Source organism: Pontibacter roseus DSM 17521 (assembly GCF_000373265.1).
Lineage (GTDB): Bacteria > Bacteroidota > Bacteroidia > Cytophagales > Hymenobacteraceae > Pontibacter > Pontibacter roseus.
Genome location: NZ_KB890771.1, coordinates 16564 through 35678 on the forward strand (window position 1 = coordinate 16564; position 19115 = coordinate 35678).

Consider the following 19115-nt stretch of genomic DNA (forward strand, 5'->3'; position numbering starts at 1 on the left):
TTCAAAAATCTTGATGACAGCAGATACCGTGGGCGGTGTCTGGACATACGCACTAGAGCTCATCAGAGCCATGGCCCCCTTCGGGACGGAGGTAGCACTAGCCACCATGGGCGGACTGATGAACGAAGACCAGCGACGTGAGGCGGAGAGTATCCCTAACCTGACCGTGTATGAGAGTGAGTACAAACTGGAGTGGATGGACGAACCCTGGGAGGATGTACAGAAAGCCGGAGAATGGCTGCTGGAACTCCGTGACAAGGTGCAACCCGACCTGATTCACCTCAATGGCATGGCCCATGGCCACCTGGACTGGGGCAAACCGGTGCTGATGGTGATACACTCCTGCGTGCTGTCGTGGTGGCGCGCCGTGAAAGGCGAAGACGCGCCCGAAACCTGGAAGAAATACAGCGAGATGGTGAAACAGGGACTGCAGACAGCCGACGTGGTGGTAGCACCGACCCAGGCTATGATGCACCAGGCCGAAGAACTGTACGGACCTTTCAAGCAGAGCTCGGTGGTGTACAACGGCCGTGGACAGCACCATTTCCAATTCGGCCGCAAAGAGCCTTTCGTGTTCAGCATGGGCCGGGTATGGGACGAAGCCAAGAACATCTCCATGTTGGCGCACATCGCCTCGGAGTTGCAGTGGCCGGTATACATCGCAGGCGAGGAGAAGCACCCAGCCACCGGAAAGCTGGTCGAACTGGAGAACGTGCACTTCCTGGGCCAGTTGACGAACAAAGAAGTTTCCGACTGGCTATCAAGAGCCTCTATCTATGCCCTGCCAGCCAAGTATGAACCATTCGGACTGACCATTCTGGAAGCGGCTATGTCCGGCTGCGCACTGGTGGTAGGCAAGACAGAGAGCCAGGCCGAAATCTGGGGGAACGCTGCCAAGTACGTGGACCCGCAGAACGCCGATGAGTTGCGTGATGCCATCAGCAAACTGATTGACGATGAGTTCTGCCGCAACATCATGGCCTGCCGCGCCGTGAAGCGATCCCACGGTTACACCGCCGACCAGATGGCGCAAGACTACGCGAACCTCTACCGGCAGTTGACAAAAGCCACAGTCGCTGCATAACAATCCCAAAGCTAACAGCAATCAACAATTGACAAGCAAATGAACATCACCCTTTTCTACCACTCCATCCTCTCAGACTGGAACCATGGCAACGCGCACTTTCTGCGGGGAGTGGTGCGGGAACTGCAGGAACGCGGTCACCAGGTGCAGGTATACGAGCCCAAAAACGGCTGGAGCCTGCAAAACCTGCTGGAGGGCTATGGAGACGAAAAGTTGGAAGAGCTACAGCAATACTACCCGGGCATCCGCACGAACTTCTATACCTTGGACACACTGGACCTGGATGAGGTGCTGCGAAACCAGGACCTGGTGCTGGTGCATGAATGGAACGAGCACGAACTGGTGAAGCGCGTAGGCGAGCATCGCAGCCAACACGACTACAAGCTGCTCTTCCATGACACCCACCACCGCGCCGTAACAGAGCGCGACAGCATGGCTAACTACGACCTTACCCATTACGATGGCGTGTTGGCGTTCGGTCAGGTGATACGCGACCTATACCTGCAGGAAGGATGGACCGCCAAAGCCTGGACCTGGCACGAGGCCGCAGATACATCGGTTTTCTACCCACGGCAGCAGACGGAGCCGGAGGGTGACCTCGTCTGGATTGGCAACTGGGGCGATGAGGAGCGCACGGCGGAACTGCACGAGTTCCTGATAAACCCCGTGAAGGAGCTGGGCCTGAAGGCGAAGATTTATGGCGTGCGCTACCCGAAGCATGCCTTGGAGGCTTTAGCAGATGCGGGCATAGAGTATGGTGGCTGGCTGCCGAACTACAAGGCGGCGGAAGAATTCGCCAAGTACAAAGTGACGGTGCATGTGCCGCGCAGGCCCTATGTGGAAGCGCTGCCCGGTATACCTACCATCCGCCCTTTTGAGGCCATGGCCTGCGGTATCCCTTTGATCTCCTCGCCTTGGGAAGATGCGGAGAACCTCTTCACGCCCGGCCAGGATTTCCTGGTGGCCCGCACTGGCGAGGAAATGAAACAGCAGCTGCAAACTATACTATCAGATAATAAAAAAGCGCAAGAACTGGCGGAGCGCGGGCTGCAGACCATCCGTAGTCGCCATACCTGTGCCCATCGCGTGGATGAGTTAGAGAAAGTGTGTGAAGAGTTGGGCATTGAAACTTCTAAAATCTACATCACCCCTAAAGAGCAAGTGCTGCAAGATGAATAAGAAACTCAATATCGCTTTCTTCGGCTCAAGCCTCGTATCGGCCTACTGGAACGGTGCGGCCACCTATTACCGTGGCATCGTGCGGGCCCTTAACGAGCGTGGACATTCCGTTACCTTCTATGAGCCAGACGCCTACGACCGTCAGCAGAACCGCGACATGCCGGACCCCGACTGGGCAAAAGTAGTGGTCTATGAGGCCACGGAAGAAGCCGTATACAGATGCCTGGAGCAAGCCGCTGAGGCCGACATGGTCGTGAAAGCCTCCGGTGTGGGCGTGTTTGACGAGCTGCTGGAACGTGAAGTGCTGAAACTGCAGACGGCTGAACGGCTGGTCGTCTTCTGGGATGTGGATGCCCCCGCCACGCTGGACCGCGTGCATCACAATCCGCAGGACCAGTTCCTAAGCTTAATTCCGCAGTACGATATGGTTTTAACTTATGGCGGCGGCGACCCGGTTGTGAATGCCTACGAGGCCTTAGGCGCGAAAAAATGCGTTCCCATCTACAACGCACTGGACACCGCCACGCATTTTCCGGTGGAGCCGGACGAACGCTTCGCTTGCGACCTCGCTTTCCTGGGCAACCGCCTGCCGGACCGGGAGGCGCGGGTGGAGGAATTCTTTCTCAATCCTGCCGCCACCATGCCAGACAAGAAGTTTATCATAGGGGGCAGCGGCTGGGGCGATAAGTTCATGAGCGACAATGTGACCTACATTGGGCACGTGTACACCAAAGACCACAATGCCTTCAACTGCACCCCGAAAGCCGTATTGAACATCAGCCGCGAGAGCATGGCCCGCTATGGTTTCTCTCCGGCCACGCGCGTGTTCGAAGCAGCCGGTGCCGGGGCCTGTATCATCACCGACTACTGGGAAGGGATTGACTTCTTCTTTGAACCAGGCAAGGAGATACTCGTAGCCAAAAGTGGGGAAGAAGTGGCTGCAATATTGGCAGACTTAACTGAAGAGAAAGCCAAATCGATTGGCGAAGCAGCCTATAAGAAAGTACTTGACGCGCACACGTACAGCCATCGCGCAGAGCAGCTGGAGAAATTGCTTTATTCAAAAGTTACCAAACAAGACAAGGCACTGGCATGAACATCGTAATACTTGGCCTATCCATCACCTCCTCCTGGGGCAATGGCCACGCCACCACTTTCCGCGGATTGGTGCGCGAGCTACGTAACAGAGGGCATCAGATTCTGTTTCTGGAGCGCGACGTGCCGTGGTATGCCAGTCACCGCGATTTGCCCAATCCCGACTATTGCCAGACCGAACTCTATACTTCCCTCGATGACCTGAAGCAGCGCTTTGCGGAGCAGGTGCGCGAGGCGGATATGGTGATGGTGGGTTCCTACGTGCCGGAGGGCGTGCCGGTAGGCGAGTGGGTATGCCAGACGGCGAAGGGCATCAAAGCCTTCTACGACATCGATACGCCAGTGACGCTGGCCAAGCTGGAGCGCCAGGACTACGAGTACCTGCACCCGGACCTGATTCCGCGCTACGACCTATACCTGTCGTTTACGGGGGGGCCTACGCTGGACCTGCTGGAGCAGAAGTATGGTTCCCCTATGGCTCGCGTGCTGTATTGTTCCTTTGATCCAGAACTGTACTACCCGGAGTACAAGGAAATCAAGTGGGACTTGGGTTACCTGGGCACCTACTCCGACGACCGGCAGCCACCGCTCGAGAAGCTGATGCTGGATGCGGCGAAAAACTGGTCAGATGGGCGTTTTGTGGTGACGGGGCCGCAGTACCCCGAGGGTATAGCCTGGCCTGTCAACACCCAGCACATCCATCACCTGCCGCCTGCTGAGCACCGCGACTTCTACAACAGCCAGCGCTTCACCATGAACATCACCCGTGCCGATATGGTAAAGGCCGGTTACGCACCCAGCGTGCGCCTGTTCGAGGCAGCTGCCTGTTGCACCCCCATCATCTCAGATTACTGGGAAGGGCTTGATTCACTGTTTGAGTTTGACTCGGAAATTCTGGTATCCTACTCAGCGGCGGACACGCTGCGGTACCTGCGTGAAATCTGCAACACGGAGCGCAAGAGTATTGCTTCACGAGCTCGTAAGAAAGTCATGTCGCAGCACACGTCCGCGCACCGGGCACAGGAGCTGGAAAGCTATGCCGCTGAACTGAAGACCATCACACCAGCCAAAGAGGAGCAACTGTCGGTCAGTGAATAAGGCAGTTTCAATCAATTTTAGACGAACCACGACGCATACATGATGCAGGAGATAGAACAACTGGGTCCTTGGTTTCACAACCTGCACCTGCCCAACGGAGAACAGACAGCCCCCAACCACAGGCTCGGTGATTTTCCGGCTTTCAAATGGAGGGAACTGGAGCACGCTATACCTGCCGACCTGACGGGCTGGGAGGTGCTGGACATCGGCTGCAATGCTGGCTTTTATTCTATCGAACTGGCCAAGCGTGGCGCCAATGTGTTGGGCATCGACGTGGACCCGCACTACCTGCGGCAGGCGGCCTGGGCGGCGAAACAATTCGGGCTGGAAGACAGAATCGAGTTGAAGCAGATGCAGGTATACGACGTGGCGCGGCTGGACCGGAAGTTTGACCTCATCTGGTACATGGGCGTGCTCTACCACCTGCGCTACCCGCTGTTGTCGCTGGACATCCTCTCACAGAAACTCCGCAAAATGATGGTGTTCCAAACACTGTCCATGCCGGGCACGGAGGTGGCAGAGGCGCCAGAGGACTTTGACTTGAACGACCGCCAGCGCATGCTGGAAACTGGCTGGCCCAAAATGGCCTTCATCGAGAAGAAGATGGCCGGTGACATCACCAACTGGTGGGCGCCCAACCATGCCGCCATCGAAGCCATGATGCGCTCCTGTGGCCTGCGCGTCATCCAACGGCCAGGCCACGAGGTATACCTACTGGAACTGGACGAAGAGCTACAGAAACAGCAGCAGTGGAATCAATCCGAGTACCTCTCCGCCACGGGGCAGGACTGGACGGAAGCCGTGAAGGAGAAAGTGGGAGACAAAAACCAGTACATGGTGTCCGGGGATAACGGAAAGCAGTAAACCTTTGCTATACCTTAGCCACGCTTGCTGCAGCGCTTTTGCACCAAGCGTGGCTTCTTTGTGTATAATACCCTTTAACTTAGAAGCCGAAAGAGCTGAATTTGAATATGAGAGCAAAAGGAATAGAGCGTTGGAAGACGCTGAAGTCATATAACGTATTTGAACACAAGTGGTATACCTTGCGCCGCGACCACGTGGAGCTGCCCAACGGACACGTCATGGACGACTACTTCGTGAGCGTGCGGCCTAATGTGGTGCTCACTTTCCCGGTTACGGAGGATGGGCAGGTGATTTTCGTGCGGCAGTACAAGCACGCTGCCGGCGATATCTTCATTGAGTTGCCCGGTGGTGTGATAGACGAGGGAGAAATTGAGCCACTGGAAGCCGCCAAACGCGAGCTGCTGGAAGAGACCGGCTATACCTCCGACGACGTGGAACCCCTCCTGCAGGTAATCGACAACCCTACCAAGGATACCAACAAAATATACTACTTCATTGCCCGTAATGTGCAGGAAGTGGCGGCGCAGGACCTGGATGAGAGCGAGAACATTGAAGTGCTGAAAGTGCCGCTGCAGGAGGTGGAGCAGATGATACTGGATGGTCGGGTGAACGTGTCCGGCTCCGTGGCCCTTTGCCTGCTGGCGCTCAGAAAGCTCGGTTTGTAAGTGCCTCAGTTATTTCTATTGAACGAAAGCCTGATTTGAAATTGCCCCTCCCGGGAGGGGCAGTTCCGCTACATGTTCTGTCATTCCGACGATAGGAGGAATCTTGTACCCTTCTTGCCGCAAATCTAGCGTCTGCGAAGATGCGGCTTGCTGTAAAGGCAGACCAGAACAGGAACTCAGGGATATATCAGATGCATACCGGCTCACATCTTCCACCGCCCGTTCCCGCTGCGCTCGCACCGGCGGCAGGTAGCGTAACAGATTCCTCCTATCGTCGGAATGACAAAAGAGAAGATTCCCCCTTCGAAGGGGGCGTGGGATGTCAATCGTTCCCGATTCCCCTCCTCGGAGGAGCAGGTGTGGGTTTAAACCAGAAATAGAAACTAGTTGCCATCCGCTACCCAAGCGGTGGAGGCGATGATGTTGGTGCCTTTCCAGTAAAGGGTGTAGCCGGCGCCGTTCGGCACCAAACTGAATTCTGAGTGCAGCTGCAGCTCTTCGGCCAGCACTGGGGCCAGGTCAGGATGTTGCACAGGGCGGAAGCCGGTGCGGACCAACCGGCGCTGCCAGGCCTCATTGCGCTCATGGCGCTCCACACGTCTGCTGCCTTCGCAGGACACCACATTGATGATTTCCCTCCCGAAGAACTCTTGCTCAATCACCTGGCGCTCCGGCATGTCGGGTGGCAGCAGTGTGTCCAGCACATCAAACACGGTATGGTAATGGCGCAGCGACTCGCGTAGGCGCGGCAGGTAGTCCAGCTTGTTATGCTCCGAGTCAGGTTCGGTCAGGGTAAACACCCGTGGGCGCAGCGCTTTGATTTGATAAAGTACCTGGTCGCGCAAATCTGGCTCCGTTACCAATTGGTCTGGTATGTGGTGGAGCGTGAGCGCTGAGTTGATGACCAATGCCTGCTCAGGGTTTATAGACAGTGAGGTCAAGTCAAAGTCCTCCAGTTTGGTGGCGATGCAGGTATAGGTGAAGGCTATACCCAGGCGCTCGGCCTGTTGCTGCAGGCGCATGCCTGTCTCGCGGAGGCGCTGGTCCGGCTTCCCTTCGGCTGCGGGTATGTCTATACCGGTCAGGTGCAGAGCTGGTGCCCCCTGAGGCCGTGCTGCCAACTGCTCCATCAGGTGGAACCACTGCAAGCCGCTCCCTATACCCAAATCCAGCAGGTATACGGCGTTAGCATCGGCTATGGCAGACAGAATGAGGTGATTGGCGAAACGATGACCGAACGTAACCAAAGGCGTGGCATTCACGAGCACGTTGAAGGCCGCAATCATGTCCATCATCCCGTAGGTGGAGCTGTAGAGGTTGCCGGCATGTTGGGAGGCCTTTTGGTTACGGGCCGCAAAGGCGCGTGCAAAAGCCAGGGCAATCCTTCCTTGGGCATCATTTTGGGTGGAAGCGGCGGCGGCTAGTCTTTCTATGGCTCCGGCTGCCTCCTCAGCAGAGGCTTCTTGCAGGGTGGTGCCTGTTTCCACGACCTGTGCCAGCAGCGGGTGCTGTTGGCACAGGTTGGTTGGGTTCAGTAAGTTCTCAAGCATATAGATAAGGTGTGATTGGTGCTCCTCCTGGCCGATGGTGATGCGCAGGGTATAAGCGTCTTCGGTTTGGCGGGCCTGTATGCCGTGCCGCAGCAGGTGCCCATAAATAACGTCGGCCTTGATGCCAGCATCTAGCAGCAGAAAGTTGCCCTGCGATGGCCAGTACTGTATGCCCAACCGCTGCAGTGCCTGCTCCAGGTGCGCTTTGCCGGCCAGCGTAGCTCGTAGCGTCTGGTGCAGAAAACCATCATCGTTTAGGGCGGCCAGGGCGGCTACTTGGGCTAACTGGTTCACGTTATAAGGTTGCTTCACTTGTAGGAGCTGTTGTATCAATTCCTCGCGCGCCACCATGTATCCGATGCGAAGCGAGGCCAACCCGTAGGCTTTGGAGAAGGTACGCAGCACAACCAGGTTGGGGTACTGGTGCAGAAAGGCTAGGGCATCGCCGTAATCGGGGGCGGTCACATACTCCACATAGGCCTCATCCACCACCAGAATGACGTGCGGCGGCAGGTGGCGTAGTATCCGTTCCAACTCCTGTTGGGGCAAGTAAGTGCCGGTAGGGTTGTTAGGGTTGCAGAGAAAACACAGCCGTGTAGTCGCATCTATTTTCGCCAGCAGGGCATCCGTATCTACCTGGTAGCTGCTGGTGAGTGGCACCACCCGGAATGGCACCTGCAGCGCCTGCGCCTCCATGCGGTAAAGCGGGTAGGAGGGAGCCAGGGAAAGTATACTGGCCGCAGAGGCCGGACCGCAGAAAGCGCGCACCAGCAGCGAAATCAACTCAGCAGAGCCACTGCCAATCACTATTTCGCCTGCACCCACTCCCAACTTCTGGGCGATGGCTGCACGCAGTTCGGCGGCGTCAGGTATGGGGTAGCTGTTGAGCCGGGCCAGCGTATGCTGCAGGGCTTCGGTCACCTTCGGGGAGGTGCCGAACAGGTTCTCGTTTGAGGCTGCGTGGTATGTGGTAGGTTTGTTCCCCATCCTATGAATTGAAATGTTCTAACGAAGCCAAACTTGGCCTGAAAAATAGCAAGTTAACTATTTTAGGTGTATCTGCAGGGATTCGTATGCTTGCATCATGAAATTTTAGTGCAAAACCTGTACAATTTCGTTTATAGAGAGACTCGCTGGGCACAGGTGAAACTATTCGATTAATTTTATTGTATATACAATAGTTGCAATGCCATATTTATGAGATTGGAGGAAGAATTGAAAATGGATAAGTTCAGGAGCGTCTTTCAGAAGGCTTCGCTGAACCTGATGTTCACGGGGGAGTGGCTGATGGCGCGCATCGATAGCCTGCTCAAGCCATACGACATCTCCTCACAGCAGTACAATGTGCTACGCATCCTGCGGGGGCAGCAGGGCAAACCCATCAACCTGTTCGCCATACAGGAGCGCATGCTCAACCGTATGTCCAACGCGACGCGCCTGGTGGAAAAACTGCGCCAGAAGGGGCTGGTGACGCGGGAACTGTGCGAGCAGAACCGGCGCAAAGTCGAAATCGCCATCACGGACAAGGGGCTGCAATTGCTCGATAAGCTAGACCCGATGATTGAGCAACTGGAGGAGACGATGTTCCAGGACGTAACGGAAAAAGATGCCGAGAAACTTAGCGCTACCCTGGATACGATGCGAGGCAAGTAGAAAAGTAATGTTCTTTAGACGACCAAACCCTGCTTGATAGGGATAAGAAGAGCCTGATAGCTGCGATGCTATCAGGCTTTTTTGTGTTGGTACGGCTTTACCTATAAAATCTTAAAACCAAAGTTATAGCAAATAAATTACTGTTGTGCTTTGGCCTGAGGCACCAGGTATACCTCTCCTATGCAGCGGGCACCCAGCCAGGCGGTGGGGGCTTCGTAGCTGTTCACTTTCTCAACGGATACCTGCTCCAGGCGGTGCGCCCAGCTGCCGCCTTTGGCAATCCCCTTCTGCTGGGTCATCTCAGCCACATTGCCTATCAGGTGTGGGTACCGGCCATACAGCACCACCGCTTTACGCTGCGGGTTCGGGTAGGTCTTCTCCGGTTCCAGCAGCCCGTAGTATAGGCCAGGTTCAAACTTCTTGAGGCAGTTGAGGGCCGTGTCAGCATGCTGGGACAGGTATTTCTCCAAAGCCTTCTGCTTGTCGGGGCGGCTGTTGCCCAGGCTGTCGATGATGCTGTAGGCCGCGGGCGCTGTGGCTAGCTTTCTGGTGAGCAGTCTGGTGTTGCGGCTCTGTTCTGCAGCCATTTTCCACTCGGCCTCCGTTGGGAGTCGGTACCGGAACACCACCTCCTGGCCTTGCAGCTTATACTTTTTTTTGTTCTTTGGATTGCTGTTGAAGGCGGCTGTGGCGGCGGCGGAGCGCCAGCGGCAGTAGTTCAGCATCTGCTCATAACTCACCCCCACCACCGGGAAGAAACGATAGCCGGGCGAACGGAAGTAGTTCTTTTTCATATGGCCCGTCACGTCTACCTTATCCCATACCGTGGTGTCGGGCATGGCGGCCTTGTACTGCGCCAAACTGGAGTCCTTTTGCAGGTGATGCATATACTCCCACCAATGGATGTTGGATACCTCGGTCTCGTCCAGGTATAGGTTTTCCTGCAGCCTGATGCCGCCGGGCGGAACGGGCAGCGCGTCTTTGGCAGGCGCCGCAGGAAACGAGGACATCAAAAGCAGGTATAGCGACAGGAGGTAAATCAATGGCATAAGGGGCAAAAGGCTTTATCGGCCATTCAAGGTACGTAAAATCTTGGAGAGAACGGCCCTTCGCTCCAGGTAGTATACTTACGGCTGCGATGTGTGTTTTAATAAAACATCCTGCGGCCGCCCAAAGGGTTAAGTAAACCCGAATACGTGTGGACCGTTAAGAGAGATTGGATTCAACCACAAAAGCTATGGAACAAGAACAAACCACCTTATTGAAGGAATACTCAATGGAAGAGAAGGGCGCCTACCTGGCCGCCCTGGCGACGGTCGCATCGGCCGACGGACATGCCTCAGAAGAGGAACTGGAATTTTTGCGCATCCTGAGTGAGGCAGCCGAAATGCCCGGGAACGTGGAGCAGGAGGTGCTGGAAATCGCCAAGAACCCGTCGCAAATTAGCCTGCAGCGCGTGCTGGATGTGCTCAAGAAAAGCCAGTTGCGCTTCTCCTTCATCACCGACATCATCAGTTTCGCCAAAGCCGACGGCCAGTATACCCCGGATGAGCAGAAGCGCATACAGGAGATGGCCGATTACCTGGGCGTAGACCAGAAGCAGTACAGCCTGCTGGAGCAGTTCGTGAACAAGGCAGATGAGGCGCAGCAGCAGGGCGAGGACCCAGCTGCCCCGGCCTTTGCAGAGAAAACAGGCTTCGCAGAAAAGTTCAAGAGCCTGGGCATATCTCCCCAGATGGTGCAGGGCATGCTCGGCATCGTGGCCCCACTGGTGATAGCGCGTATGATGAGCGGCGGCAGACGCCGGAGCGGAGCGGGCATGATGGGTGGCCTTGGCGGACTGGCAGGCGGTGGCTTGCTAGGAGGCCTGCTTGGTGGTATGATGGGCGGCAGAGGCGGCCTGATGGGCGGCGGCCGTCGTTCTAATAGCGGACTGGGTTCCATGGCCTCCGTGCTAGGCGGCTTGAATGGTCGGAACCGCTACGGTGGCATGGGCTCAGGCGGACTGGGTGGCTTGCTGGGAGGTCTGTTCGGCGGCAAGCGCGGGGGCGGCACCAGCTGGTAAAGCCAGTGCACAGGTATAGCGTTTGCCATACCTGCCATTAGATATATAGAGCAACAAGAGCTGGTAGAGCAACAAGAGCTGGAGGCGCATTACGCTTCCAGCTCTTGTTTTATCAGCTTCCGCAGGTCTTCCTCGCGCAGCAATCCCCGCACCACTTTGTTGCCGACGAGGAAGGTCGGCACCGCCCGCACACCCATCTCCTGTGTGGCATGCCGCAGCGCCTGCTGATGCACTTCCTTATACCTGCGTGTTTGCAATGCCTGCCGGAAATCTTCGCCTTCCAATCCAACTTCTTCAGCCAGTCTGGTCAGCACCTCCACGTCTCCAATGTCCTGTTCCTCCTGAAAAAAGGCGGTGAACATGCGGTGGGTATAGGCCGCTCCCTTACCTTGCTCCTTCGCGAATTGGTAGCCTTCAAAGGAGAGATGGGTATAGGGTTGCGGCGAAACCTTGGGAAGCACGATGGCTATACCTAACTGCTCGGCCATCGGGTATACCGATTGCTTCCAGGTGGTCTGCAGGTAGTCCTCTTCTGGCTTTAGCGTGGGCGTCGGTTCCGGCCGCAGCTCGAAGGGCATCCATTCCACCTGCACCTGCTCCTCCATACCTGCCAGGGCCTTCTCCAGCACCTGCTCCCCCAAAAAGCAGTAAGGGCAAACGTAATCTGAGTATACTTTTATCTGTAGCATGGCTTTTCAGTCTAAGTAATACGTACCGTCGGGGCTACACATTTGTTCAGCAGGCAGTGGTTGGCGTTGCACAAATACCTGCCTTTTGCGTAGCTTTAGAATCAGAAAATGATACTCGACACGATGTTGAAAAACAGAATCCTATACCTGGCGCTGGCGCTGAGCACTCTTGCGTGCCAGCAACAACCGCAGCAGCCCACCGCCACTGCCCAAACACACCGCACCGAGGCCAAGGTATACTATCCGGGCAAAGGGGACAATTGGGAGAAGAAGCAGCCCGAGCAGGTAGGTATGGACGCCAGTTTGCTGCAGGAGGCGGTGGCTTGGGCGAAGCAGCAGGAAACCACTCAGATGCCCAAGGACTTCTCCACGCAGGAGGAGATTTTCGGAAGGATGCTCGGACCTATACCAAACGACAGGGCGAGCACCAACGGCATCATTTTGAAGGATGGCTACATCGTGGCGGAGTGGGGCGAGACCGAGCGGGTGGACCCCACCTACAGCGTCGCCAAAAGCGTACTCTCCACCATGTTAGGCATCACCATCGATAGGGGTATGATACAGGATGTGAAAGACCCGGTGGCCAAGTACGTGCAGGACGGTGGCTATGATTCGGAACAGAACCGTAAGGCGACCTGGGAGCATCACGCCCGGCAGACGAGCGAGTGGGAAGGGGAAATGTGGGGCAAGAAGCATGACTTTGTGGGCAAGGAGGAGTTTGGCAGAGGCGAACGCAAGCCACGGGAACTGCAGGAGCCGGGTACCTATTACGAATATAATGATGTGCGCATCAACCGCTTTGCCTTATCGCTGCTGCGCCTCTGGAAGAAACCGCTTCCTGAGGTGTTCGAGGACGAGGTGATGGACCCGATTGATGCCTCTGATACCTGGAAGTACGTGCCCTACCGCAATTCCTATGCGGAGATTGACGGGAAGCGCATGCCATCGGTGAGCGGCGGAACCCGCTGGGGCGGCGGCCTTTGGATAAGCGCCCGGGATGAAGCCCGTTTCGGCTACCTGTTCCTGCGTAACGGCCGCTGGAAAGACAAGCAAATCGTGTCGGAGGACTGGGTGAAGGAGGCGACAACTTCGCGCGGACCCGTAGGCCCGGACTACGGCTATCTGTGGTGGCTCAACACCGAAGGCAAGGCCTGGCCCAGCGCTCCCACCACCAGTTACGCCGCCTTGGGCGCTGGCTCCAACACCATCTGGATTGACCCGGAGCATGACATCGTCATCGTCTGGCGCTGGCACAACGGCAATCCTGATGAATTGATTAAACGGGTGCTGGCGGCGGTGAAGAAGTAAAGGCTTTTGCTGTACAATCGCTGAACTGCTTTGTAGCTTCGCCTGTGCGGCGGGCACTCACTTTTTCCCTGATGAAAAAAGTAGGCAAAAGAATCAAGACGATTTTGAACTCGCTGACCGCTCGAACAAAAAATCGTCATCGGTCCACCTGGCTGATGCCATTAATATGGCTGCTGTGGAAACTCTCCCCTTGAGGGGAGTCAGAGGGGTGTCAAGGCTATACCTGACGACTATACCTACTCCCTGTCCTTTGCCTTGCTATACCTGTCACTCCGTTCTGCCATTATTCCACCCGTTTCTGTCATTCCGACGAAAGGAGGAATCTGTTACCCTACCCACCGCCGGTGCGAGCGCAGCGGGAACGGGCGGTGGAATAAGCCGGCCGGTCTGCACCTGGCGTATCTCCTACTTTCCTCGCCAGTGTCCTCACAAAAGCCGCATCTGCGCTGGCGCTGGATTCGCAGCCAACAGGGCGTGAGATTCCTCCTTTCGTCGGAATGACAATATACCTGATAGGATTCGTGCTTGCGTTTTCCTATTGATAGGGGTAGGGGTAAGTCAACCGTTGGAGGTAAAAATCTGGATCAGTGGCAGAATGACTGTATCTAGTTCTTAATAATGGTGATTCCCTTTTCTGGCTCGAGAACGGTTAGACCTTGGATTGCAAAATCACCAAAGGAAGCAATCAGAATAACCCGCTATACCTCAAAACCGCTTCAAATGACTTCGTTGAAAAGTCCATTCCGGTGTGAGAAGAGGACCGCTGAAATCACTGCTGTACCAAGGACTTATACCTGGGTTCATCGGGTTTTTCAGAATCTGGATTTCCTGTGCCGGCATGTAGCTCTGGGCTAGTAGGAACAGCTTTTCCCCCGTCTCTTCGTTGATAGCCAAATCCATCACGATGACGGCGTGACCGGGGCTGCCGCCTTTGATGAATACATCACCAACCTGAATGTCCTCCATAGAAACCGCCATCATCTCCTTTTCCAGCGACAGGGTGCCGGCATACGTGAACACTACCTGAAGGTAATCCTTGAATGAGGCGTAGGAAGTGCTCGCATCTGCCTTTTTCACCCAAGTACAGGTGTTCCCTTTTACGTTGACCCGATACCCTTGCCGCCATTTGCTGTAGTCTGCCCGGAAGCCGCTCGTGAAGTTGAAATGGATGACGTCGTGACGCTGCTGTACAAACAGGTACTCAGCCCGCAGACGCATCACGGCATCGGCGCACTGTTGCAGGTCCCGCTTACCTACATCTATGTCCAACACGGCGTCATAAATGCCGTCATTGGGTTTGACGGCCCCATTGTAATAATGCACCACGGCTCCATGGGGCTTTAAGTTGAAGTTCTGTAGATAAGCCCCGAAACTGCTCTCGGGTTGTGCAACTCTCTTAAAACCCTTTGGCGGCAGGAACCGCTCCGCCACCGTTTTGCCTGCTGGGTTGAGCAGCACGTCGGTTTCGGCTATACCTATTGGGACTTCTTCGGTCACCTTCTCGGCTTTGGAGCCGCAGGCTGTGAGCAGGACGAAGAGGATTGAGAACAGGTATAGCGGCATAGGTAGAAAGTATATGACTTAGCTAATATACATTTATTCTTTCAGAAAAGGTACAGCAGCATGTGATAAGAGCAGGAGAGGTGCAGAAAAGACCATAAAACAGAACGAGCCGACTCACATGAGTCGGCTCGTTCCATATCAGATTAGACTAATCGCTTAGTGGCGGCAGGTGCAGTGCTCGCCGGCTATACCTTCAAAGCGGGTGTCGGTACCCTCGTGCCAGTCAAAGGCCGAGGCGTACTTGTTGTTCTCCCACCAGAATTTGCCTGGCTTGCGGTCGTAGTTCCCTACTTCGTTCATGGTGGCGGCATCGAACAGACGGCCGTTCACCATGGTGTACTTCACGTGCTCAGAATTCTGTATGTTCTCCAGCGGATTCTGGTCCAGCACGATGAGATCCGCTAGTTTGCCTGTCTCGAGTGAGCCAAGGTCTTTGCCCATACCCAGGTACTCGGCACCGTTCAGGGTGGCAGCACGGAGGGCTTCCATGTTCGTCATACCGCCTTGCTGCAGCATCCACAGCTCCCAGTGTGCCCCAAGGCCTTGCAGCTGTCCGTGCGCACCAAGGTTCACTTTCACGCCGGCGTCGGTCAGGGCTTTGCAGGCTTCGGAAGTCTTGAAGTAACCGTTGCGGTATTCTTCGTCCGGCACCTGCATCACAAAGCGTGAGCGACCGTCAATCACAGAGCGCGGTGTGAACTTCAACAGCCTATCTTTTTCCCATACCTTGCTGTTCTGATACCAGTAGTACTCGCCGCTGGTCGCGCCGTAGTTCACAATAAGGGTAGGGGTATAGCCGGTCTTAGAAGCTTTCCATACCTCCACCACGTCTTTGTAAAGCGGATGAACCGGGATGTTGTGCTCAATGCCGGAGTGGCCGTCGAGAATCATGCTCATGTTGTGGAAGAAGGTCGAGCCGCCTTCCGGCACCACGGTCATGTCGAGTTCGCGGGCAGCTTGGATTACCTGCTGGCGCTGCTCACGGCGTGGCTGGTTGTAGCTCTTCACTGAGAAGCCACCGGCAGCCTGAATGCGGCGCAGGTGTGAACGGGCATCGTCAAGGCTGTTGATAACGGCTTTGAAGTTGCCATCGGCACCGTACAGAATCGTACCGGTAGAGTAGATGCGCGGTCCTACCATGTGACCTGCCTTCACAGCTTCTGACTGACTGAACACCATTTCAGTGGTAGAGGACGGGTCGTGCGTTGTCGTTACGCCATAAGCCAGGTTGGCCAGGTACGACCACTGCTGTTTCGGGCTCATGCCGTTGCGGAAGGTGCCGAGGTGGGCGTGTACGTCCACCAAACCTGGCATGATGGTCTTGCCGCTGGCATCAATCACTTTGGCATCTTTCGGCACGGCTATACCTTCGCCTACCGATACAATGCGGTTGCCGTCCACTACTAGCGTACCGCCTTCAATCACTTCATCGCCTTTCATCGTGATGATGCGGGCGTTGGTGAAAGCCACTTTGCCTTGCGGAATGTCCGTTTTGAACTCAAGGCCAATTTTTATACCTGTTGTATCAATGGCAGGGAGTTTCTCCGGAGCGCCTTCTATGAACGCGAAGCGGTCTTTGAGGTCATTGGAGAAATACTCATCGCCTAATACCCAGTTTACTTTCTTGCTATCGCCTGACCAGTGTACGCTCGTGCCGGCGTCCTTGGTGAAGCGGGCAACAGGCACGGCTTTGGTCTCCGCGCTCAACTCCATACCTGCACCGTTGGCCGAGAAAGGCACTACGTAGCCGTTGAACAGCTCCACAAAAGCCAGCCACTTGTTGTCAGGGCTCGGGTAGAACTGGTCGGTATAAGTAGAGGTATAGTGCGTGCGCTCCTCCTTGCCCTGCAGGTCCACGCTCTTGAACGCATATTTGCCGCCTGCACCAGAAGTGAAGAAAATACGGTCAGAAGTCGCGTTGAACATCGGGGAGAAGCCGTTTTTCTGGATGAAAGTCGGGTTCTTGCCTTCTGCTGTCATATAATAAGTTCCGCGCTCGTTGCCGTGCGCATAGCCCATGTGGTTGTTGCCACCGTCTTTGCTGTACACAATCAGCTTGCCGTTCGGAGAGAAAGAAGCGTTGGTATAAAAACCTTTTTCAGCAGTTAGCTTGGTTGGTTTCGAGTTCTTCTTGCGTACGTCCACTTTCATCAGCGCACCCATGTTGTCATCGTCCCAGGTAGAGTACACAAGCGTCTTACCGTCAGGTGAGAAAGCCGGGTAGAACTCAAAGTCCTTGCCATTGGTCACGCGCTCTGGCTTGCCGTTTGGCAGTTCTTTTTTGTAGATATGACCCGCCGCGTTGAACACGAGTAGCTTTCCGTCAGGGGAAGTCACGGCGTGGCGGATGGCCTTGGCGGCGAACTGCGCCGGCGAAACGCCTTCTTTGTTGAAGTCGTGGCGTACTGCCTCGGCGATGTGGTGCGTGGCTGTGGCTTCGAAAGGTATGTTGGTTACTTTCTTGCCGGCTACGTCTATTTTGTTGATTTTGCCACCTGCCCAAAATACGATGCTCTTGTTGTCGGGTGTCCAGGAGAAGTAAGGGTACACGCCGAAGATGGCCCAAGCTTCCTGCTGGTCGTGGTTCAGCTGGTCGTAAATCGGCCATTGTTCCCCCGTCTTCAGGTCGTGGATGAAGAGCACCGACTTGGTGCGCACACGACGCACAAAAGCCAGCTGCTTACCATCGCGGGAGATAACTGGGCGGACGGAGCCACCGTTGCCGGTCACCACGTTCTCAATCTCACCCGTGTTGCGGTCCACGCGACGAATCACGTAAATCTGGCCGTTTGGGTCTTTGTTGTACTCAAAGGTAGTGCCACCGCTCATGTCTTCGGAGAAGTACACATACTTGCCATCCGGCGAAACCACCGGCTCTCCGGCGTCCTGCTGGTCGTTTTTGCGCTTGGTCAGCTGCACGCCGTTGCCGCCCGACTTGTGGTACATCCATATCTCGCCGGCACCCAGCGAACGGGAGGCCGTGAAGTGCTTGCGGGCAATCAAATATTCGCCATCCGGTGTCCAAACGGCGTTGTTCAGCAGGCGGAAGTTCTCTTTGGTGATTTGCTTGGCATCCGAGCCATCGCGCTTCATCACCCAGATGTTGTCGCCGCCACCGGCGTCGGAGGTAAAGGAGATGAACTTACCATCCGGGCTGAAACGTGGCTGCACCTCGTAGGCGCGGCCGCTGCGAAGCAACTTAGCCTTGCCGCCCGATATAGGCATGCTATAGATGTCGCCGAGCATGTCGAAGACAATCTCTTTGCCGTCCGGACTCACGTCCAGGCTCATCCAGGTGCCTTCGTCGGTTGTTACGGTGATTTCTTTTTGCGGTCCGCGGGCTTCCTCCACGTTCCACTTGTTGTCTTTTTTGTCCTGCGCCGTGGCTGTGCCCATGGGTAAGGCAAGCGCCGCCGCCAGGAACATACTCCAATAGGTATGCTTCTTCATGACAGGGTGTTGGTCGATTAGATTAGGTTAGATTCTCAAATTTAGGTATTTGAGGGGAGAAATCAGAAAAGGTTTAAATGGGATAGGCAGAATCGATAACTGCGGTGAGAAATGAACGGCGGTTTCGTAGGGACAGGTCGCGACCTGTCCGAGCGACGGCCATGCGATGAAATGTGAGCGGCATACCTAGCTGCGGCACCCGCTATAACTTGATTTTGAAAGTTAACAGGACGTGTTTTCCGGTGCACGATTGGACAGGTCGCGACCTGTCCCTACAAAATAAACTACCCAAGGTGTCTTGATATTTACTCCACCACAAACTCCCTCGGCAAGTCAAAGCTCAGGGGCTTGTTGCGGCTGTGGATTTGCTCCAGAAAGCTGTCCAGTTCGGCCTTATACTCCAGGTGGTAGTCTTCGTGCAGGTTCTTGCGGATGAGCTGCACGGTGCGCTGCAGGAGGCGGGCAGTGGCGGTATAGAAGGCCTTGTAGTAGCTGTCGAACTGGCCGGTGAAGTTGTCGAAGATGAGGCGCAACAGGTAGAGGTGCAGGTCCGTCTCCAGCTTCACGTCCTTGGTGATGCGCTTGAAACGGGCGATTTCCTTAGCCGACTTGCGCAGCGACTTGGTCAGCGCCCTGCCCAGAAAGCGGCCGGAGGTACCTATCATCAGGTCGTGTATGGTACTGGCGGTCTGGTTGTAGAGGTCCTCCAGCGTCAGCTCGCCCAGCTCGAAGGCTAACAGGTCGTACAGTTCCGCGTCGCGGCGGGCGGCCCTGAGGATGATGGCTTCCTTATCTTTGTCGCTGAGCTTCTTGACGGCTTGTTTGAAGCCAGTGGAGACGGATGGCATAGGG

General features: G+C 55.6%; 15 protein-coding genes. 9 read left to right on the plus strand and 6 right to left on the minus strand.

Going from position 1 to position 19115, the window contains the following annotated elements; all coding sequences use genetic code 11:
* Positions 1 to 13 precede the first annotated feature (13 nt).
* The 6 genes from B051_RS0120455 to B051_RS0120480 all read left to right on the plus strand — a co-directional run bounded on the left by B051_RS0120455 (position 14) and on the right by B051_RS0120480 (position 5985).
* A complete protein-coding gene (locus B051_RS0120455) occupies positions 14 to 1084 on the plus strand; it encodes a glycosyltransferase family 4 protein (protein WP_018480106.1) in 1071 nt (356 codons plus the stop codon).
* Positions 1085 to 1123: 39 nt separating this feature from the next.
* Positions 1124 to 2263: a CgeB family protein gene (locus tag B051_RS0120460; protein ID WP_018480107.1), complete on the plus strand. Its 1140-nt coding sequence runs from the start codon at positions 1124 to 1126 to the stop codon at positions 2261 to 2263.
* Entirely contained in the window at positions 2256 to 3359 is a 1104-nt protein-coding gene (locus tag B051_RS0120465) for a CgeB family protein (protein ID WP_018480108.1), read from the plus strand. Before B051_RS0120460 ends, B051_RS0120465 begins: the two co-directional genes overlap by 8 nt.
* Positions 3356 to 4456, plus strand: a complete 1101-nt coding sequence (locus B051_RS0120470) for a CgeB family protein (RefSeq protein WP_018480109.1) — start codon at positions 3356 to 3358, stop codon at positions 4454 to 4456. The genes B051_RS0120465 and B051_RS0120470 overlap by 4 nt, the downstream gene beginning before the upstream one ends.
* A gap of 39 nt (positions 4457 to 4495) precedes the next feature.
* Positions 4496 to 5320 (plus strand): TIGR04290 family methyltransferase, encoded by an 825-nt coding sequence (locus B051_RS21775; protein WP_018480110.1) that lies wholly within the window; start codon positions 4496 to 4498, stop codon positions 5318 to 5320.
* A 107-nt stretch (positions 5321 to 5427) separates the two neighbouring features.
* Positions 5428 to 5985 (plus strand): NUDIX hydrolase, encoded by a 558-nt coding sequence (locus tag B051_RS0120480; RefSeq protein WP_018480111.1) that lies wholly within the window; start codon positions 5428 to 5430, stop codon positions 5983 to 5985.
* Between the two features lie 383 nt (positions 5986 to 6368).
* Here the strand turns inward: B051_RS0120480 and hisC are convergent, their stop codons facing one another.
* A complete protein-coding gene (gene hisC, locus B051_RS0120485) occupies positions 6369 to 8522 on the minus strand; it encodes a histidinol-phosphate transaminase (protein WP_018480112.1) in 2154 nt (717 codons plus the stop codon).
* Positions 8523 to 8732: 210 nt separating this feature from the next.
* On the opposite strand from hisC, the gene B051_RS0120490 reads away from it, so the two are divergent.
* A complete protein-coding gene (locus B051_RS0120490) occupies positions 8733 to 9188 on the plus strand; it encodes a MarR family winged helix-turn-helix transcriptional regulator (protein WP_018480113.1) in 456 nt (151 codons plus the stop codon).
* Positions 9189 to 9325: 137 nt separating this feature from the next.
* Here B051_RS0120490 and B051_RS0120495 read toward each other — a convergent pair whose 3' ends face one another.
* Positions 9326 to 10237, minus strand: a complete 912-nt coding sequence (locus tag B051_RS0120495) for an SUMF1/EgtB/PvdO family nonheme iron enzyme (RefSeq protein WP_018480114.1) — start codon at positions 10235 to 10237, stop codon at positions 9326 to 9328.
* Between the two features lie 188 nt (positions 10238 to 10425).
* Between B051_RS0120495 and B051_RS22985 the strand changes: the two genes are divergently transcribed.
* Positions 10426 to 11253, plus strand: coding sequence for a TerB family tellurite resistance protein (locus B051_RS22985; protein WP_018480115.1), 828 nt, complete (start codon positions 10426 to 10428; stop codon positions 11251 to 11253).
* An 89-nt stretch (positions 11254 to 11342) separates the two neighbouring features.
* Here B051_RS22985 and B051_RS0120505 read toward each other — a convergent pair whose 3' ends face one another.
* On the minus strand, positions 11343 to 11942 hold the full coding sequence (locus tag B051_RS0120505) for a DsbA family oxidoreductase (protein WP_018480116.1): 600 nt from the start codon (positions 11940 to 11942) through the stop codon (positions 11343 to 11345).
* Positions 11943 to 12050: 108 nt separating this feature from the next.
* Between B051_RS0120505 and B051_RS0120510 the strand changes: the two genes are divergently transcribed.
* On the plus strand, positions 12051 to 13250 hold the full coding sequence (locus tag B051_RS0120510) for a serine hydrolase domain-containing protein (RefSeq protein ID WP_018480117.1): 1200 nt from the start codon (positions 12051 to 12053) through the stop codon (positions 13248 to 13250).
* A gap of 705 nt (positions 13251 to 13955) precedes the next feature.
* Here the strand turns inward: B051_RS0120510 and B051_RS0120515 are convergent.
* From B051_RS0120515 to B051_RS0120525, 3 genes are all read right to left on the minus strand, one after another.
* Positions 13956 to 14813: a DUF4846 domain-containing protein gene (locus tag B051_RS0120515; protein ID WP_018480118.1), complete on the minus strand. Its 858-nt coding sequence runs from the start codon at positions 14811 to 14813 to the stop codon at positions 13956 to 13958.
* Positions 14814 to 14969: 156 nt separating this feature from the next.
* Entirely contained in the window at positions 14970 to 18239 is a 3270-nt protein-coding gene (locus tag B051_RS0120520) for an amidohydrolase family protein (RefSeq protein ID WP_018480119.1), read from the minus strand.
* 329 nt (positions 18240 to 18568) lie between these two features.
* The gene (locus tag B051_RS0120525; RefSeq protein ID WP_018480120.1) at positions 18569 to 19111 is read right to left on the minus strand and encodes a hypothetical protein; all 543 of its coding nucleotides are present in this window, start codon (positions 19109 to 19111) and stop codon (positions 18569 to 18571) included.
* Positions 19112 to 19115: the final 4 nt, after the last annotated feature.

Bases quoted from the DNA above. Each gene is read 5' to 3' on its own strand.
- B051_RS0120455 (WP_018480106.1), top strand. From the start codon at position 14: ATGACAGCAGATACCGTGGGCGGTGTCTGGACATACGCACTAGAGCTC.
- B051_RS0120460 (WP_018480107.1), top strand. From the start codon at position 1,124: ATGAACATCACCCTTTTCTACCACTCCATCCTCTCAGACTGGAACCAT.
- B051_RS0120465 (WP_018480108.1), top strand. From the start codon at position 2,256: ATGAATAAGAAACTCAATATCGCTTTCTTCGGCTCAAGCCTCGTATCG.
- B051_RS0120470 (WP_018480109.1), top strand. From the start codon at position 3,356: ATGAACATCGTAATACTTGGCCTATCCATCACCTCCTCCTGGGGCAAT.
- B051_RS21775 (WP_018480110.1), top strand. From the start codon at position 4,496: ATGATGCAGGAGATAGAACAACTGGGTCCTTGGTTTCACAACCTGCAC.
- B051_RS0120480 (WP_018480111.1), top strand. From the start codon at position 5,428: ATGAGAGCAAAAGGAATAGAGCGTTGGAAGACGCTGAAGTCATATAAC.
- hisC (WP_018480112.1), bottom strand. From the start codon at position 8,522: ATGGGGAACAAACCTACCACATACCACGCAGCCTCAAACGAGAACCTG.
- B051_RS0120490 (WP_018480113.1), top strand. From the start codon at position 8,733: ATGAGATTGGAGGAAGAATTGAAAATGGATAAGTTCAGGAGCGTCTTT.
- B051_RS0120495 (WP_018480114.1), bottom strand. From the start codon at position 10,237: ATGCCATTGATTTACCTCCTGTCGCTATACCTGCTTTTGATGTCCTCG.
- B051_RS22985 (WP_018480115.1), top strand. From the start codon at position 10,426: ATGGAACAAGAACAAACCACCTTATTGAAGGAATACTCAATGGAAGAG.
- B051_RS0120505 (WP_018480116.1), bottom strand. From the start codon at position 11,942: ATGCTACAGATAAAAGTATACTCAGATTACGTTTGCCCTTACTGCTTT.
- B051_RS0120510 (WP_018480117.1), top strand. From the start codon at position 12,051: ATGATACTCGACACGATGTTGAAAAACAGAATCCTATACCTGGCGCTG.
- B051_RS0120515 (WP_018480118.1), bottom strand. From the start codon at position 14,813: ATGCCGCTATACCTGTTCTCAATCCTCTTCGTCCTGCTCACAGCCTGC.
- B051_RS0120520 (WP_018480119.1), bottom strand. From the start codon at position 18,239: ATGTTCCTGGCGGCGGCGCTTGCCTTACCCATGGGCACAGCCACGGCG.
- B051_RS0120525 (WP_018480120.1), bottom strand. From the start codon at position 19,111: ATGCCATCCGTCTCCACTGGCTTCAAACAAGCCGTCAAGAAGCTCAGC.